Annotated in this window: 18 protein-coding genes; all 18 read right to left on the bottom strand. The window is 29.3% G+C overall.

Features of this window, described 5'->3' with window-relative positions; all coding sequences use genetic code 11:
* Positions 1-107 precede the first annotated feature (107 nt).
* Entirely contained in the window at positions 108-1,304 is a 1,197-nt protein-coding gene (dapG, locus tag ARA56_RS00810) for an aspartate kinase (RefSeq protein ID WP_055262954.1), read from the bottom strand.
* A gap of 41 nt (positions 1,305-1,345) precedes the next feature.
* Positions 1,346-1,651 (bottom strand): YlmC/YmxH family sporulation protein, encoded by a 306-nt coding sequence (locus ARA56_RS00805; RefSeq protein WP_055262953.1) that lies wholly within the window; start codon positions 1,649-1,651, stop codon positions 1,346-1,348.
* Positions 1,652-1,740: 89 nt separating this feature from the next.
* Positions 1,741-2,997, bottom strand: a complete 1,257-nt coding sequence (locus ARA56_RS00800) for a M16 family metallopeptidase (protein ID WP_055262951.1) — start codon at positions 2,995-2,997, stop codon at positions 1,741-1,743.
* A 107-nt stretch (positions 2,998-3,104) separates the two neighbouring features.
* On the bottom strand, positions 3,105-5,207 hold the full coding sequence (locus ARA56_RS00795; protein ID WP_055262949.1) for a polyribonucleotide nucleotidyltransferase: 2,103 nt from the start codon (positions 5,205-5,207) through the stop codon (positions 3,105-3,107).
* Between the two features lie 76 nt (positions 5,208-5,283).
* Complete coding sequence (rpsO, locus tag ARA56_RS00790) at positions 5,284-5,547, bottom strand: 30S ribosomal protein S15 (protein WP_055262947.1); 264 nt, start codon at positions 5,545-5,547, stop codon at positions 5,284-5,286.
* Positions 5,548-5,719: 172 nt separating this feature from the next.
* On the bottom strand, positions 5,720-6,649 hold the full coding sequence (locus tag ARA56_RS00785; RefSeq protein ID WP_055262945.1) for a bifunctional riboflavin kinase/FAD synthetase: 930 nt from the start codon (positions 6,647-6,649) through the stop codon (positions 5,720-5,722).
* Between the two features lie 9 nt (positions 6,650-6,658).
* Positions 6,659-7,537, bottom strand: coding sequence for a tRNA pseudouridine(55) synthase TruB (truB, locus tag ARA56_RS00780; protein ID WP_055262942.1), 879 nt, complete (start codon positions 7,535-7,537; stop codon positions 6,659-6,661).
* A gap of 3 nt (positions 7,538-7,540) precedes the next feature.
* Complete coding sequence (locus tag ARA56_RS00775) at positions 7,541-8,512, bottom strand: DHH family phosphoesterase (protein ID WP_055262940.1); 972 nt, start codon at positions 8,510-8,512, stop codon at positions 7,541-7,543.
* A gap of 2 nt (positions 8,513-8,514) precedes the next feature.
* Positions 8,515-8,865 carry a 30S ribosome-binding factor RbfA gene (rbfA, locus tag ARA56_RS00770; protein ID WP_055262938.1) on the bottom strand — a complete coding sequence of 117 codons (351 nt, stop codon included), beginning with the start codon at positions 8,863-8,865 and terminating at the stop codon, positions 8,515-8,517.
* Between the two features lie 12 nt (positions 8,866-8,877).
* On the bottom strand, positions 8,878-10,950 hold the full coding sequence (gene infB / locus ARA56_RS00765; RefSeq protein ID WP_055262936.1) for a translation initiation factor IF-2: 2,073 nt from the start codon (positions 10,948-10,950) through the stop codon (positions 8,878-8,880).
* Positions 10,951-10,965: 15 nt separating this feature from the next.
* A complete protein-coding gene (locus tag ARA56_RS00760) occupies positions 10,966-11,280 on the bottom strand; it encodes a 50S ribosomal protein L7ae-like protein (RefSeq protein ID WP_055262934.1) in 315 nt (104 codons plus the stop codon).
* Entirely contained in the window at positions 11,273-11,539 is a 267-nt protein-coding gene (gene rnpM, locus ARA56_RS00755) for an RNase P modulator RnpM (RefSeq protein ID WP_055262932.1), read from the bottom strand. The genes ARA56_RS00760 and rnpM overlap by 8 nt, the downstream gene beginning before the upstream one ends.
* 12 nt (positions 11,540-11,551) lie before the next feature.
* Positions 11,552-12,610, bottom strand: a complete 1,059-nt coding sequence (gene nusA / locus ARA56_RS00750; RefSeq protein WP_055262930.1) for a transcription termination factor NusA — start codon at positions 12,608-12,610, stop codon at positions 11,552-11,554.
* 17 nt (positions 12,611-12,627) lie between these two features.
* Positions 12,628-13,092: a ribosome maturation factor RimP gene (gene rimP, locus ARA56_RS00745; protein ID WP_055262928.1), complete on the bottom strand. Its 465-nt coding sequence runs from the start codon at positions 13,090-13,092 to the stop codon at positions 12,628-12,630.
* Positions 13,093-13,353: 261 nt separating this feature from the next.
* Complete coding sequence (locus ARA56_RS00740) at positions 13,354-14,187, bottom strand: pyridoxamine kinase (RefSeq protein ID WP_231072176.1); 834 nt, start codon at positions 14,185-14,187, stop codon at positions 13,354-13,356.
* A gap of 44 nt (positions 14,188-14,231) precedes the next feature.
* Positions 14,232-15,425 carry a pyridoxal phosphate-dependent aminotransferase gene (locus ARA56_RS00735; protein ID WP_055262926.1) on the bottom strand — a complete coding sequence of 398 codons (1,194 nt, stop codon included), beginning with the start codon at positions 15,423-15,425 and terminating at the stop codon, positions 14,232-14,234.
* A gap of 15 nt (positions 15,426-15,440) precedes the next feature.
* Positions 15,441-16,871 carry a LexA family protein gene (locus ARA56_RS00730; protein ID WP_055262924.1) on the bottom strand — a complete coding sequence of 477 codons (1,431 nt, stop codon included), beginning with the start codon at positions 16,869-16,871 and terminating at the stop codon, positions 15,441-15,443.
* A gap of 140 nt (positions 16,872-17,011) precedes the next feature.
* A complete protein-coding gene (locus ARA56_RS00725) occupies positions 17,012-17,968 on the bottom strand; it encodes a DHH family phosphoesterase (RefSeq protein WP_055262922.1) in 957 nt (318 codons plus the stop codon).
* Positions 17,969-18,119 lie beyond the last annotated feature (151 nt).

The raw sequence follows: 18,119 nt of genomic DNA, 5'->3' as shown, positions 1-18,119 counted from the left end.
TTATTCTTACTTATTATAAATCAATTTCCTACCATTATAAATATTTTTTTCTAAAATTAATAAAAGATTCATTAATTTTAATGAATCTTTTATTAATACTTAATTTATTATAAACCAAATTTTTCATGCAATAAATTCATAGCTTGTGCTAATTTGCTTGTATAAATTAAACACCAGATAGTTATATTAGAATCTGTAGTTTGAAGTACTTCAATATTATTTTCTGTTAAAGTATTAATTATTTTAGCCATCACTCCAGGTACTCCAGTCATTCCGCTTCCAACTATTGCAATGGTACTGCAGCCTTCAACTGTAGTAAAGTTTATATTAGCTTTAGTTAATACTTGATTTAATTTTTCTTTTTCATCTGCATTTATTGTGAAAATTTGATGAGCTGGAAAAATATTGATTAAATCTAAACTAATATTATTTTTTGCTAGACTATCTAATAAACTTCTATATGCTGCATGATTTGGATTTTCTGATAATCTTACTCTTACCTGAATTCTATTATCTAAATGAGTAATTCCAGTTATAAAGCGCTTATTTTCCTCTGAAACGTCTCTAATAATTAAGGTTCCTTTACTATCTGACATAGTGTTTTTTATTATAAGTGGTATATTAGCTTTTTTAGCTAAGTCTACAGCTTTAGGATGAATAACTTTAGCACCTTGATCGGCCAATTGATAAACTTCATTATAAGTTACTTCGTCTATTAACGACACATCATCTACTAATCTTGGATCCGCTGTCATAATTCCGTCAACATCTGTATAAATTTCAATCTCTTTCGCCTTTAAAGCTACCCCTAGAATACACGCTGAAGTATCACTTCCTCCACGGCCTAACGTTGTGATTAAGCCATCTTTAGTAATACCTTGGAATCCTGTTACTACTGGAACTATTCCATTTTTCACAAGTTCTAAAACTTTACTTGGATCTGTATTAATAAAGCTAGCATTAGTAAAATTATCGTCAGTTAATATACCAGCTTGGCCACCTGTCAATGGAACAGCTTTTATTCCGTAATTATAAAGAGTATTACATACAACAACCGAACTAATTATTTCCCCACAACTCATTAATAAATCTTGAGCATTTTTATTATCACTCATAAACTTTTTTCCTACAAGTGATAATAGTGTATCAGTTGAATATGGATCACCTTTTCTCCCCATGGCAGATACTACAACAACAGGACTCATTCCGTTATCAATAGCAGCTTTAACTTTAGTAGCTAATTGTTTTCTTCTTTCCTCTGTAGATACAGATGTTCCCCCAAATTTTTGCACTATAATTTCCAAGGATTGTTCCCCCTTAAAATTTAAGCAGTGCATAACTGTTTTTAAGCTCGTGCACGCCTAATTTTTGTTTCATCTGCAGAGATTACTATTACATTAGCTCCAACCTTTGTAACACAGTCCCATGGAATTTCTACATATTCACGGCTAGATAAAAAACTAAATTTACTACCATTTACTCCTACGATCATATATTTTATATAACCATTTTCATCTATAATAAAATCAATGTTCTGAGCATTGTCATATTTCTCAGCTGATTCTAAATTAAATATTTCAAATCTTTCTAATTCACTAAGCATTTTTAAGCTATTATCTGCTTTTTTTTCATAATATTCATAATCTTTCATAAGAACTACCCCCTTATCTATACATAAGTTTATGCGTTTAGGAGGTAGTTTAGTACACTTCATAATTCAATTATTGTTATATTATAAAATTATTTTATTATTGAGTTTAATTTAGTAATATCTACACTTTGCCCAACATATGCGGAGCTAATAATTCCTGGTTTAAAGCATCTCTCCAATACACAGTTTATGTCTTCATTACTAATTTTGTTAATTTTATTTATAACATCTTCTTGAGTCTTTATTTTGTTTTGTAATAAAACTGATTTTGCATTTGCAAACATTCTAGACGAAGTGCTTTCTAATCCCAAAATATAAGATGCCTTTATTTTTTCCTTATTAATTTTAAGTGTTTCTTCACATATACCATTCTTACTAAACATTTTTAATTCTCTATCTATTACTTCTAAAGCATTATCAGCAAATTGTTTGCTTAATCCAGTATATATATTTAAAGTACCAACACCTAAATATGTTTGAGGGTATGAATATACTGTATAGCATAACCCTAGTTCTTCTCTAACCTTTTGAAAAAGTATTGAAGACGCTCCTCCACCAAATACGTTATTTAATAATAATAACGAATAAGATTTATCATCAGCATAAGGTAGCCCTTGTAATCCAAGATTAATATGAAGTTGTTCTATTTGCTTCTCTGTAAAAGCACTATCATTATGAAGTGTTGGAATTGTATATTGAGGTGTATATTTATCAGTTGTTTTCCAGCCACCAAAATAATGCTCGATTTTCTTTTTAAGTTCATCTATATCAAATTTTCCACAAATACTTATTACAGAATTAGAAGGTGTATAATGTCTATCTATATAGTTTTTTATTTTCTCTCTATCAAATGATTTAATTCTATCTATTGTTCCTAATATAGGATATGCTAAAGTACTATCTCCAAATATAGCTTTAGAATGTATATCATCTAAAACATCTTCTGGATTATCTTCGCTCATATTTATCTCTTCAATGACTACGCCTTTTTCTTTTTCTATTTCTTCTGCATCAAATTTAGAATTTAATAACATATCAGATAAAACATCTAAACACAAATCCATTTGGGTATTTAAAGATTTTAAATAATAACAAGTAGTTTCTTTACTTGTAAATGCATTTATTTGTCCACCAATATTTTCTATTTCCTGCACTATATCTTTAGATGTTCTTTTTTCTGTTCCTTTAAAGAACATATGCTCAATAAAATGAGATATCCCATTCTCATCTTTAGTCTCATTTCTTGATCCATTTTGGACCATTACACCAATACTTATTGAATTAACATGTTCAATATACTCTGTTACTACTCTTAGTCCATTATCTAATGTATATAAAGTAAACATAATTTCCTCCCTCACTTTGTTGCTTTGCTTTTAGTTTATTTTAATATAGTAATAATTATTCTCTATATTAAAAAAAGAGAATTTAATAATTCTCTTTCATTAGTATATTATTCACTTTTTTCTTCTTCATCAGGTAAAGCATCTTTTCTTGATAGATTAATTCTGCCTTGTTGATCTATTTCAGTTACCTTAACTAAAATTTCGTCTCCTACAGAAACAACATCTTCAACTTTATTTACTCTAGCCTTATCTAATTTTGAAATGTGACAAAGTCCTTCTTTATTTGGTAATATTTCAATAAATGCACCGAATGTAGCTATTTTAGTTACCTTTCCTAAGTAAACTTCACCTGGTTGCACTTCTTTTGTTAATCCTTCTATAATCTTAATAGCTGCATTAACACCATCATGATCAGGAGAAGATACAAATACAGTTCCATCTTCTTTGATATCAATCTTAACACCAGTATCTGCAATTATTTTATTAATTACCTTTCCACCAGCACCGATTACATCTCTGATCTTTTCTGGATCGATTGTAATAGTAGAAGTCTTAGGAGCAAATTTAGAAACTTCTTTTCTTGCTTCTGGTAAGCATTCATTTATTTTATCTAAAATAAATAGTCTAGCTTTTCTTGCATCATTTATAGCCTTAGTTATTACGTTAAAGCTTAATCCTGCAATCTTTGTATCTACTTGAATTGATGTAATCCCTTCAGTAGTACCAGCAACTTTAAAGTCCATATCTCCAAAGAAATCTTCAATTCCTTGGATATCAGTTAATACTTCTTCTTCAGTTAAATCTTCTGAAGTTATTAATCCCATAGCTATACCAGCAGCTGGTCTTTTTATTGGAACCCCTGCATCTAATAATGCTAATGTTGAACCACAAACTGATGCTTGTGAAGTTGATCCATTAGAACTTAATACTTCTGATACTAATCTAATAGTATATGGGAATTCTTCTTCAGATGGTATTAGTGGCTCTAATGCTCTTTCAGCTAAAGCACCATGCCCAATTTCTCTTCTACCTGGACCTCTTAATGGTTTTACTTCTCCAACTGAATATGCAGGGAAGTTGTAGTGATGCATGTATCTCTTAGATTCTGTTTCACCTATACCATCAATTATCTGGATATCACCAACTGCTCCTAAAGTAGCAACAGTCATTACTTGAGTTAATCCTCTTGTAAATAATCCAGTTCCGTGTGTTCTTGGAAGTAATCCAACTTCACAACTTATTTTTCTTATTTGGTCGAAGTCTCTTCCATCTGGTCTTCTCTTATGATTTAAAAGCATATCTCTAACAACTTCTTTTTGCATGTTATATACGATTTCTTTTATATCAGATACATTATCAGGATATTTTTCAGCAAACTCCTCATTAATCTTATCGTTTACTAAATCCATTGCAGCATTTCTTTCATCTTTATCTGTAATCCACATTGCTTCTTTTATCATTTCACCAGCAAATGTAGCTATTTCAGATTTTAATTCACTATTTGGTTTGTAAAGTACAGGTTCATCCTTTGTTTTACCAAACTTACTCATAGCTTCTTCTTGGAATTGAATTATATCTTGACACTTATCAAATCCATATTCAATTGCTTTTATCATTACATCTTCAGGTATTTCATCTCCACCTGCTTCAATCATCATAACTCTATCTTTTGTAGCACAAACAGTTAATTGAAGAATACTTTCTTCTCTCTCAGTTGAAGTTGGATTTAAAACAAAGTTTCCATCGATAAGTCCCACTTGCACCGCAGCAACAGGAGTTGTGAAAGGTATACTTGATACGCATAATGCCATAGAAGCAGCATTTATTGCTAGAATTTCTGGTAAGTTATCTTGTTCTACAGATACAACTGTACAAACCACTTGAACATCATTTCTATATCCCTTTGGGAATAAAGGTCTAAGAGGTCTATCTACTGCTCTACCAAAAAGTATTGCATTTTCAGAAGGTCTTCCCTCTCTTTTAATAAATCCACCTGGAATTTTCCCAACAGCATATAATCTTTCTTCATACTCAACGCTTAATGGGAAAAAATCTATACCTTCTCTTGGTTTTTCTGAAGCATTAACATTAGTTAGTATTACTGTATCTCCATAGCTCATAAAAATAGCTGCATTTGATAACATTCCAACTCTACCAAATTCAACTTTCATATTTCTACCTGCTATATTTTTTTCAAGCACATTAATCATTTAATAACCTCCTTTCAGGTCTATCATACAAATATAATTTTTTAAAATAATAGAGCGGAAAAACCCGCTCTAAAGATTATCTTCTTAAGCCTAATTTTGAAACGATAGCTCTGTATCTTTCGATATCTTGAGCAGCTAAGTAGTTTAAGAATCCTCTTCTTTGTCCAACCATCATTAAAAGACCTCTTCTTGAGTGGTGGTCTTTCTTGTGCATCTTTAAGTGAGCTGTTAAAGAGTTGATTCTTTCTGTTAATAATGCGATTTGAACTTCTGGTGAACCTGTATCACCTTCATGTCTTCCGAATTCGTTGATTATTTCTTGCTTTCTGATTTTATCCATTTTTCTTACCTCCGTAAATATATCCCCTAGCTCCATGAAATGAGAAATCACCCTCAAATCTTAGAAATAGGTTTTCCATAAAGAATTATAGCAAACTAATTATGTCTTGTAAATACAAATTAATTATTTCCTATAATTTTGTTATATTTATAATTACAATAAACTTATAAGTCTATTTTTGTCTTATTGTTTCTTTACCTTCAGCCAAGATTTTATCTTTTTTTAATTGACATACTAATTCATCAATTCCACTGAATTTCATTTCATCTCTTATTCTATCAATAAAATATAATTTTATTTCTTCATCATATATATACTTATCAAAATCTAGAATATAGGTTTCTATAGTTAATTCTTTCCCATTTACTGTAGGGTTATTCCCAATTGATGTAATTCCTTTATAAATTTTACCATTTACTTCAACATTAGTATAATATACCCCTACTTTAGGTATTAATTTATCTGCTGTTAAATTAATATTAGCTGTTGGAAACCCTATTTGTCTTCCAAGTTTTTTACCATGAACTACATTACCGTTAATTGTATATGGTCTTGATAACATCTTATTAGCTATAGCTACATTTCCGTTTAATATTTCTTTTCTTATTCGTGTAGAGCTAACAACATCACCTTCATATATATATGGCTCCATTACATAAAGTTCATAATTATATTTTTCTTTAAGTTCATTTAAAAGATCAATATCCCCTAGATTTTTATAACCAAATCTAAAATTGAACCCAACAACAATTCCTCGTATAGAATAGTCATTACATAGCCATTTTATAAATTCTTCTGGATCCATTTTCATTACTTCTTTATCAAAAGTTTTTAACGCTAGAATATCAACATTTTCATTTAGTAATATATCGATTTTCTCTCTATTAGTCATTAGCAAATCTAGATTATTTTCAGCCATTATTACTGTTCTAGGATGATTCTTAAAAGTAAATACCATCGATTTACCTTCATTATCCTTAGCTAATTCTTTAACCTTATTAATTAAAGATAGATGTCCAATATGAAGACCATCGAAGCTGCCTAAAGCAACATAATTGCTTCTTTTTGGTTCTAATAAATTAACATTATCTAATACTAACATTATCTTCTCCTAAGTAATTAATAACTTCTCTATCTTAAATCCATTATTGTTCTTACTTCCAATTCCTAATAAATTATTATTTTCATCATATACTCTATATAATTTATTAGCAATTAATTTCTCATTTGCAACTCTCGAATCAAATACATTAACTCCATTAACTAAAAGCTTAGCAAATTTATTATTCACAACTATCTTGTCAAATTCATTTAAAGCTTCTTCTATCGAAATTAAATTTTGAGTTAAATTATCTTTAGTTAGTTCATTTATATTAACTGAATTTTCTATTAAAAATCTAGAAGTTTTTACTCTACACAACTCTGTCATAGCTGCATAAACTCCAAGTTTCTCTCCAATATCGTAACATAAGCTCCTTATATATGTTCCTTTTGAGCAAGTTACTTTCATAGATATATATGGATTGTCAATTTTAATATCTTCTATATTATATATAGTTATATTTCTCCCTGGTCTTTCAACTTCTATTCCTTTTCTAGCTAATTCGTATAATCTTACTCCATTTTGCTTTAACGCTGAATACATTGGTGGAACCTGACAATATTCTCCTTTAAAAGAGTTTATTGCATTTAATATTTCCTCATATTTTAAGAAAGAGCTATCTCTTTCTTCAAGAATTTCACCTTCTAAATCATAAGTAGTTGTTTTTAATCCTAGTTTAAAGGTAACTTCATAAATTTTTTCTGAATCCATTATGTAATCAATAATTTTTGTAGCCTTACCGATACACACAGGTAAAACCCCTGTTGCTTCAGGATCAAGAGTACCAGTATGTCCAACCTTTTTGATTTTGCATACCTTTTTAACTTCTCTAACTACATCAAAAGATGTCATTCCCTTTGGTTTAAAAATATTTAAAACACCATTCATATTCTACAACTCTTTCTCTATTTCTTTTAAAAGAATTTCTTTTACTTCATTTATAGATTTCTCTTTAATAGCTATCCCAGCAGCTTTAGTATGACCTCCACCACCGAAAATCTCAGCAATCTTTCTTACATCTACATTATTTTTTGAACGTAAACTACATTTTACGCCATTCTCAACTTCTTTAATTAAAAGTGTAACTTCTACACCTTTAATTTGTAACCCATAAGATATAATGTCAGACGTATCACCAATTTCTATACTAAATTCATCAGCAAAGCTATTTGGTAATTCAATTAAAGCTACTTTCCCATCTAATACTAATTTCATATTACTTATTACTTTACCAATGAACCTTACTCTATCAAATTCCTTATTATCGAAAAGACTTTGATAAATATAAGTATTATTTACACCAATCTTTTTTAAATTACTAGCAATTAGTAAAGTTCTATCTGTTACATTTGAATGTCTAAAACAACCTGTATCTGTAACTAAAGACGTATATAGGCACGTAGCAACATTTAATGTTTTTTCATTACTTATAGATAAATCTACTCCTAATAACCCTAGAAGCTCATATACTATTTCGGCTGTAGCAGATGCTGATGTATCTACATAATTACTATCTCCGTAAAAATCATTAGAAAGGTGATGATCTACATTTAGTAAAACACCATTAAAATTATTTAAATTAGCACAAACTCTTTCTAAGTTTCCACAATCTAAAACTATTACAACATCTGTGTCTTCAGTTGGTTCTGTTATATTTCCTGTTACTTCATTTGATGTAGGAAGATAATTAAGATTTTCACTTAACTTATCTTTTGATATGATGTAAGCATCTTTATTAATAATACGTAATCCTTGTAGAAGTGCAAGGACACTACCTACAGCATCACCGTCTGGTGATACATGGTAGGTAATGCCTATCTTTTTTGCACCTAATAATATTTCACTAATAGACTTTAAGTCCATTTTTATTTATCCTTAACCTTTGCAATTAGTTCTTCAATATGCATTCCATAATTAATTGAATCGTCTAATTCAAATAATATTTGTGGATTATATCTTAAATTAATTCTTTGACCAATTTCTCTTCTAATATATCCACTTGCATTCTTTAAGGCTAAAAACGTATTATTTTTTTCTTCTTCATCTTTTCCAAATATACTTACATAAACTTTTGCGTATCTTAGGTCTTTAGTAACTTTTACATCAGTAACAGAAACCATTGCAGTAAGTCTTGGATCTTTAATTTCATTTCTTATAATATTACTTATTTCTCTTTTTACTTCTTCGTTTATTCTTCCGCCTCTATAGTTAGCCATTTAAATCACCTCTTAAAGCTCTTTTCTTTTAATAGCTTCCATTGAATATGACTCGATTACGTCACCTTCTTTAAGATCATTGAATTTTTCAACGCTTAATCCACATTCATATCCTCTTGCAACTTCTTTAGCGTCATCTTTAAATCTCTTTAAAGAAGCAAGCTTTGATTCAAATATAACTATTCCATCTCTAATAACTCTTATTTCAGAATTTCTAACTATTTTACCATCTGTTACATAACATCCAGCTATAGTTCCTACATTAGAAATCTTATATGTCATTCTTACTTCTGCTTTACCATTAACAACTTCTTTATATTCTGGATCAAGCATACCTATCATAGCTGATTTAACATCTTCTATAGCATCGTAGATAATTCTATAAGTTTTAATTTCAACGCCATCTCTATCAGCTTGAGCGATTGCATTGTTATCAGGTCTTACATTGAATCCTATAACTATTGCATTAGAAGCAGCTCCTAAAGTTACGTCTGTCTCTGTTATTGCACCAACAGCTCCATGAATAACTCTTACTTTAACATCATCAGTTGATAGTTTTTCTAATGATTGCTTAATAGCTTCTACTGAACCTTGAACGTCAGCCTTAACAACTATTGATAATTCTTTTACTTTTCCTTCTTGAATTTGGCTATATAAATCTTCTAGAGATACTCTATTAGATGATTGATGACTAGCAGTTCTTATCTTTTCTTTTCTAGCTTCAGCCATATTTCTAGCAGTCTTTTCATCTTTAACAACTACAAATCTATCACCTGCTGCTGGAACTTCAGATAAACCTAATACCTCTACTGGAATTGATGGACCAGCTGATTTTATCTTCTTTCCTCTATCATCAAACATAGCTCTTATTCTACCATAAGTAGAACCAACTAAAATTGAATCACCAACATTTAAAGTACCATTTTGAATAAGTAAAGATGCTACAGCTCCTCTACCTTTATCTAACTTAGCTTCTATAACAGTTCCTTTTCCTTTTCTATTAGGATCAGCTTGTAATTCTTGCATTTCAGCAGTTAAGATAACCATTTCTAGAAGACTTTCAAGATTTTCACCTGTCTTTGCAGAAACAGGAACACATATAGTATCTCCACCCCAGTCTTCTGATACTAATCCATGCTCTGTTAATTCTTGCTTAACTCTGTCAATGTTAGCACCTGGTCTATCTATCTTATTTATAGCTACTATCATTGGAACTCCAGCAGCTTTACAGTGGTTTATAGCTTCTTTAGTTTGAGGCATTATTCCATCATCTGCAGCAACAACTAATATTACTATATCAGTAACTTGTGCACCTCTTGCTCTCATTGCTGTAAAAGCTTCGTGACCTGGAGTATCTAAGAATGTAATTTTTTCACCATTTAAAGTTACAGTATAAGCACCTATATGTTGAGTGATTCCACCTGCTTCTGATGCTGTAACCTTTGCATGTCTTATAGCATCTAATAATGATGTCTTACCATGGTCAACGTGTCCCATTACAGTAACTATTGGAGGTCTCTTTTCTAAGTTTTCTTCTGAAACTTCTGAATCATCTTCAAACTTTTCTAGTTCATTAGTTTCTTCTTTTCTTGCAACTAAAACTTCATATTTTTCACATACTTTTTCAGCTGTATTGAAATCTATTTCTTGATTTAATGCAGCCATAACTCCTGTAAATATTAAAGTTCTAATTACGTCGTTACTAGGCTTACCAAGTTTTTCAGCTAATTCTTTAACTGTTATAGTGTCACCTATTTCAATAACTCCTGAAGCAGCTTCAGCATTTCTTTCAATTTCTTCTTGCTCTAATTGCTTCTTAGTTTTTTTCTTTTTTCTTACACCTTTGTTTAATTCTTCAGCTAATTGCTCTTCATATTCGTCAACGATAGTTTTCTTTTCTCCATCTTCTGAATTACTATCTGAAGATCCACCTAATAATTCTTTTATAAGCTCTGCATCTTCATCTTCAATAACGCTCATATGGTTTTTTACTTCTATGCTAAATTCGTCCATTAATAAATTTATTAAATCTTTAGAGCTAACATTAAGCTCTTTTGCCAATTCATATACTCTAATCTTTGACAATAAAATCACCCCCGGTTAATTTGTTACTTTTTCTGTTTGGTACAATGCTAATAGCTTTTCTGCCATATTTTTATCTTTTAAAGCTAAAATTTTAATTTCAGCTCTTCCAATAGCAATTCCAAGCTCTTCTTTTGAAAAATCTTCAATTAAAGGTATTTGTTTTTCTGCACAATGATTTCTAAACTTTCTTTTTGTACTATCTGATGCATCATTAGATAGTATTACAAGATATAAATTAACTTTATTTCTTTGTTCATCACACTTGCTATAACCTTCAATTAAATTTCCAGATCTTTTTGCTAAACCTAGAAAGTTAAAAAATCTATTCATTTTCTATCTCATTCCTTAGTCTGTTGTATATCTCTTCATCTATAACAACATCTAGATTTCTACTTAATCTCTTTGCTTTAAAAGCTTTTTCAAGACATTCAGAATTTTTGCATACATAAGCGCCTCTTCCAGATTTTTTACCAGTTAAATCTACTGAAACTTCTCCATCTGGGCTCTTAACGACTCTTATAAGCTCTTTTTTGGGTTTCATCTCCATGCAACCAGTACACATTCGTAAAGGTATTTTTTTTACTTTCATAAAAAATCACCTCTATTCTGCTGATGCTTCCGCTTGAGATTTGCTCTTTATGTCTATCTTCCATCCTGTTAATTTCGCAGCCAATCTAACATTTTGACCTTCTTTACCTATAGCTAACGAAAGTTGGTTATCTTCTACAACAACCTTAGCTGACTTGTTTTCTTCATCTACATCTACACTTAATACTTTTGCAGGACTTAAAGCACTAGCTATAAATTCTTCTGGATCTTTACTCCATTTAATTATATCTAATTTCTCACCTTTAAGTTCATTTACTATATTTTGAACACGAGCACCCTTAGGTCCAACGCAAGCTCCCATTGGATCAACATTTTCATCGTGAGAAACTACAGCAACTTTACTTCTTGATCCTGCTTCTCTTGATATACTCTTGATCTCTACTACACCTTCATGAATTTCTGGAACCTCTAGTTCAAATAATCTTTTAACTAATCCTGGATGAGTTCTTGATACAACAACTTGAGCTCCTTTTGGTGTATTTTTAACTTCTACAACATATAACTTAACTTTTTCTGGGAATTTATAGATTTCTCCAGGCATTTGCTCATTTGGTCCTATTGCTGTTTCAAGTTTTCCTATATTAACGAATACATTACCTTTATCTTTTCTTAATATTGTACCAGTGATGATATCATATTCTTTTTCTTTATACTCGTTATATATAATGCTTCTTTCAGCTTCTCTAATTCTTTGTGTAACAACACCTTTTGCAAGTTGTGCTGCAACTCTACCAAAGTTTTTAGGTGTAACCTCGAAATCAACTACATCGTTTAAATCATATTTAGGATTTAATTCTTTTGCCTCTTCTATACTTATTTCAGTTACGTTGTCAAAAATCTCTTCAACAACAATTTTTTGAGAGTAGACATGAATTTCTCCGTTATCTCTATTAATTGTAACTTTTACATTTGCAGCTGCTGAATTAGGTCCTGCATAATTCTTTTTGTATGCTGCCTCTAATGCATCTTCTATAGTTTCAAATAATAAATCCTCACTTATACCTTTTTCTTTAACAATTTCTCTAAGAGCTCCTATAAACTCCTCATTCATTTTAATTGCCCTCCTTGCTATATTTCCCCTTCTAAGTTTGTAGATTTTATCTTATCTTTAGGAATAGTTTGTAATTTTTCATCTTCTAGTTGAATAACAATGTTATCTTCATTTACTTCTTTTAACGTACCTTTAAAGTTCTTATTTCCATCTAATGCTTTAGTTAATCTAACTAAAACTTCTCTACCAACAAATTTTACATAGTGATCATTAGTAAATAATCTTCTGTTTAATCCTGGTGAAGAAACTTCTAAGAAATAAGCTTCTTTTATAGGATCTACTTCATCAAGCACATCACTAACTCTTCTTGAAAGAGCTTCACAGTCAGATAGGAAGATTCCCCCATCCTTATCTATATATATTCTTAAATAATACTCTCCATTTTCCTTAACATATTCAATATGATAGATTTCTAAGTTAAGTTCCTTAGCCATAGGCTCAACAATTCCGTAAATCTCTTTAATTAAAGACTCAACTTTCATATTAACCCTCCTTTACAATATTCAGTTTTTAAGTAATTTAAAAATGTACGTAAAAACGCAACTAGGTAAAGTAGTTGCGTTCAAATAGAAAAAGCGGGAATTCATACCCCACTTTGTTTTTAAGCTATTAGTAAATTACTTCTTTTTAAATGTTAACATACTTCACTATAAAATACAAGGGGTATATATTACATTTATCCCCCCTATTTTAAATTTGCCCAATTTAACTCATTTTATTCAAAGTAAAACACATTTTAAATACTATATAATTAAATCTTTTAATAATGGCTCGAAGAATATACCATTTCTTTCATCGGCATTTTCTAAACTCGTCATATATACAGCATTTTTAATAAAGTCACACGCTTTATTTACAGCTATTTTAAAATCAAACCCTCTAACTAACATACCACAAATTATAGATGCAAATATATCCCCCGTTCCACTGTAGGATTTATTATTATACGGATTAGAAAAACTGAAACTTTCATCTCGCTCTTTATCATATGCAAATGTTATTACTTCATCATCTTTTATAACACCAGTTATAACGACCTTCTCAGGGCCAAGTTCAGAAATTTCTCTTGCTATTTCAAAAAGAGTCTCTTCATTAATAACATCAACAACATCTTCATATTTTCTATCTGTTAAAATACAACATTCAGTTAAATTAGGAGTTACAATATTAGCATGTTTAACTAAATCTTTTACTTTATTACACATTTCTATTGTATAAGTTTTATATTTTTCACCGTTATCTCCCATAACTGGATCAACTACAATTAAAGCTTCTCGATATCTCTCTATTAATTCTATAACAATATTAATTTGATCCTCTGAACCTAAGAAACCACTATATATACCATCAAAACTTAAATTCATACTAGTCCATGAATCTATATAATCTCTCATTTCATTAGTAAAATCATAAAAATGAAAATTAGGATATTCTGTTTGACAAGATAAAATAGCTGTTGGAAGAGGGCACGGTTGCACTCCTAACACAGATAATATAGGAATCGCTGCAGTTAATGAACATCTACCTATCCCTGCTATATCTTGAACTGTCGCAACTTTTTTTACCACTTTTGACACTACAACACCACCTATACATATTCTGCAACTAAACAAAAACTTTCTTATAAATAATCACTATACAATTTTGCTACCTTATCAAAGGCTTTTAAAGAATTTTCTATCTTTTCATACTTAATACAATAGGAAAGTCTAAAATGGCCATTACAACCAAATACCGATCCTGGTACTGCTAATATATTAAATTTCTTTAATTCATTACAAAATTTATTGTCATCTTCTATTGGAGACTTAGGAAATAAATAAAAAGCTCCATTAGGTTTTAAGCATTTAAATCCTAAGCTAACAAGGTGATTATATAATAAATCCCTATTTTTCTTATATATATTAACATCAACTTCTAAATCTAAAGATCTTCCTACAACTTTTTGAAAAAGCGATGGTGCATTAACAAAACCTAATACTCTATTTGCAATATTTAATGCAGCTAAAATTTTTGATATATTATTCATCTTAGGATTAACTACAATATAACCAATTCTTTCTCCTGGTAATGATAAAGACTTACTGTACGAATATACAATTAAAGAGTTATGATAATACTTAAGAATAAAAGGCACCTCGACTCCATCATATACAATTTCTCTATATGGTTCATCTGATATTAAACAAATTTCAGTACCTAATTTCTCCGAACTTTCTCTTAATATATTACTAATAGCTTTAATAATCTCCTCAGAATAAATAACCCCTGAAGGATTATTTGGAGAATTAATAATTACAGCTTTAGTTTTAGCAGTAATTTTTTCTTTTAGCTCATCTAAGTTTGGTTCAAAATTATTTTTATCACAAGAAACAATTACAGTTTTACCATTATAGTTATTGATATAATTTATATACTCTCCAAAATATGGAGCAAAGATTATAACTTCATCATCTGGATTTACTAAGGTCTTCATAATAATATTAAGTCCACCTGCAGCCCCACAGGTCATAATAATATTTTTATCTTCTAATTGTATTCCTTTAGTTTTAGTTAAATGCTCTGCTATATTTTCTCTTACAGAAAAATAACCTGAATTATTCATGTATCCATGTACCTCTAACGGATTTTCTTCATTTAAAATTTTAATTATATTTTCTTTAATTTCGTTTGGAGGAGTTACATTTGGATTACCTATACTAAAATCAAAAACATTCTCTTCTCCATATAATTGTTCTAATCTCTTACCTTCATCAAACATCTCTCTAATGACAGAGTTATTTTTCATTAAGGTTTCCATACTCTTTGATACCATATTAAATGCCCCCTTTTAATGATGGTGTTTTATTATACCTATTGCTACACCTAAAATACTTACCTCTTTATCTACTAAACTTATCTCACTATATCTATTGTTCGCTGGTATAAGTTTAGGATATTTACCATTAGTATTTAATATTTTTAATGTTGCTTCACCATCTAATGAAGCAGCTACAATATCATTATTGTAAGCTGTATGTTGTTTCTTTATAACAACTAAATCACCACTAAAGATATTTTTATCTATCATACTATCACCCTTAACTTCAAGGATAAATGTATCTTTACCACGTTCAAGCCAACCAGCTGGCAAATAGAAGGTTTCTCTCATCTCATCATTTATTTCAATTGGATTACCAGCAGCAATCTGATTAAATACAGGTATCTCCTTTAACTCATTTTCTTTAAATACTAAATTATCCTCTAAATAAATTTCTTTAGTTCCACCTAAACTATCTATATTAAAATCAAATTCATTTTTATGCTTTAAATTAATATATTTAAACTTCTCCATATAGTCTACCTTTTTAGCTTCATTATTAATTGGTAATCCCTTTAATATATAAGTTTTATTTTTGTACTCTTCTTCTAAATAAGTTGTCTTTTTTCCTTTAACAAACCAAGAATCTATCTCTGTAGTTTCTTCTGTATTTATTGTAAATGTTAATGAAGAAGTACTAGATATGTTATATAATGATGAAATAAATTGAAGCTCACATCTAGTAATCTTCTCTCCACCATCAATTATTATATGCTTAAACTTTTCATTTACATTCTTGCTAAATTCTTTAGCAAATTTAACACGATCATACTTGTCCATAAATTTATTTTGAAGCATCTTTTTATTATACATTTCCATAAGGTTATATAATAATTTTCTTGATATAGAGTTTTTTCGTAATCTTTTTATAGCTCCTGTTCTGCTACAATTCATATACTCTTCAAATGTAAAGTCACATGATTTAATCCAAAGAATTTCCTCTAATAAAGATTCCAAAGGGAGATTTTTAATCAACTTAGATTTCTTTCCGTAGGCAGTGATAATATCATTAAAATCTTCATCTTTAATCAATTGAATTAAAGACTCCTTATTCTTATACACTAACTTCATATCATTATACATTTTATATTTATTAGAATATTCTAGTATAAGTTCTGGCAACGAAAGAATTGTCACCTTCTCATCTATTGAAGAAAATAATGAATAAAAATAATTTTTATCTTTTATCTCATTATATTTAGACTTGATATTATTAGCACTATCATTATTTAAAGCTAAATACAATATTCTATCTTCATTATATATACAATAATTATTTTCAAGATTTATTGTTCTATATAATGAAGCAGTTGTTTTACCACTATTATTTTTACCTTTTAAAAATGATACTCCCATAGACTTATTATTTATAAATCTATTTTGACCTTTAGTTAACTTCATAAATCCACCTACTGACAATATGTATATGATAAAAACTCCAAAGAAAACTACTTTGGAGTCTACATTATAATTTTATTAATCCATTACTGAATTGTCAACCAAAATTTATTAATTATATTAATAAATAGCTTTAATGTATTTTATTTATTTAAATATTCTTTGCAATTATCATCAAACTCTTTAATCATTTTATCTGCAATATCAAAATTTGCTATAGAAGCACCAGCAGCTAGCATATGTCCGCCACCGCCAAATTTTGCAGCTATATCATTTACTCTAGGTCCATTTGATCTAAATTCACAGAACACTCCACCATCTGGCTTTTCAACAAAGAACATCCAGTTTATAATTCCTGCTGTATCTTGAAGAGCATTAACCATTCTTACAGCTTTCATTGTTTCAAGCCCAAAGTTAGCTACATCTTCTTTTGGAACCTTTAAATACGCAACTCCATTTTCAGTCTTTTTATAGTTTGAATATATATATCCTAAGAATTTCAATTCTTCTTCTTCTCTTCTATACATATTTGCATAAATCTCTTTTGTTTCTAAGTCAAATGTTATTTCCGATAACTTTTTAAAGATATCTGTAGGATTTTCAACATAAAGGAATCTTCCTGTATCCCCTATAATTCCTGTAAATAAAGCTTTTCTTCCTTGCTTTTCAATCTTAAGTTTATCTTTATTGCTTAAATATAAATCTAAAATCATTTCACAAGTAGATGTATAATTTGTATCTACCCATGTAAGATTTTCAAAAGGTGCATCAAAAGGCTTGTGGTGGTCAATCTTTAAAATATATCCACAGTTATTAAATTCTTGGTTATCTACTCTAGGTGCATTTGCAACATCTAAAATAATTGCAAGTGTATCTTTATCAAGTTCTTCTGATTCATCCATCTTTCCTATGTATTCAAGATTTTTAGAATGTTCCCCAAATAATAATACTTTTTTATCTGGATATGTACATTCAATTATATTTTTAAGAGCATTTTGTGCTCCATATGAATCTGGATCCGGAAACACGTGTCTAAATAATACTATCTTATCAAATTCTTCTATTTTTTCTATAATTTCTTTCATTGGTGCGTATATCATTATTTTCCTCCTATAATTTACGATAATATATATCTGTAAAAAAAATCCCTACATAGCTATATATTATAACTAAGTAGGGACTTTAAATCAATTAATTGTTAGTATCCTCAATATTAACTTTCGTTAATACGCCTATACTCTAATAACTTCA

The organism is Clostridium disporicum (genome assembly GCF_001405015.1).
Taxonomy (GTDB): domain Bacteria; phylum Bacillota; class Clostridia; order Clostridiales; family Clostridiaceae; genus Clostridium; species Clostridium disporicum_B.
This window is presented reverse-complemented; position numbering and strand designations above follow the sequence as displayed.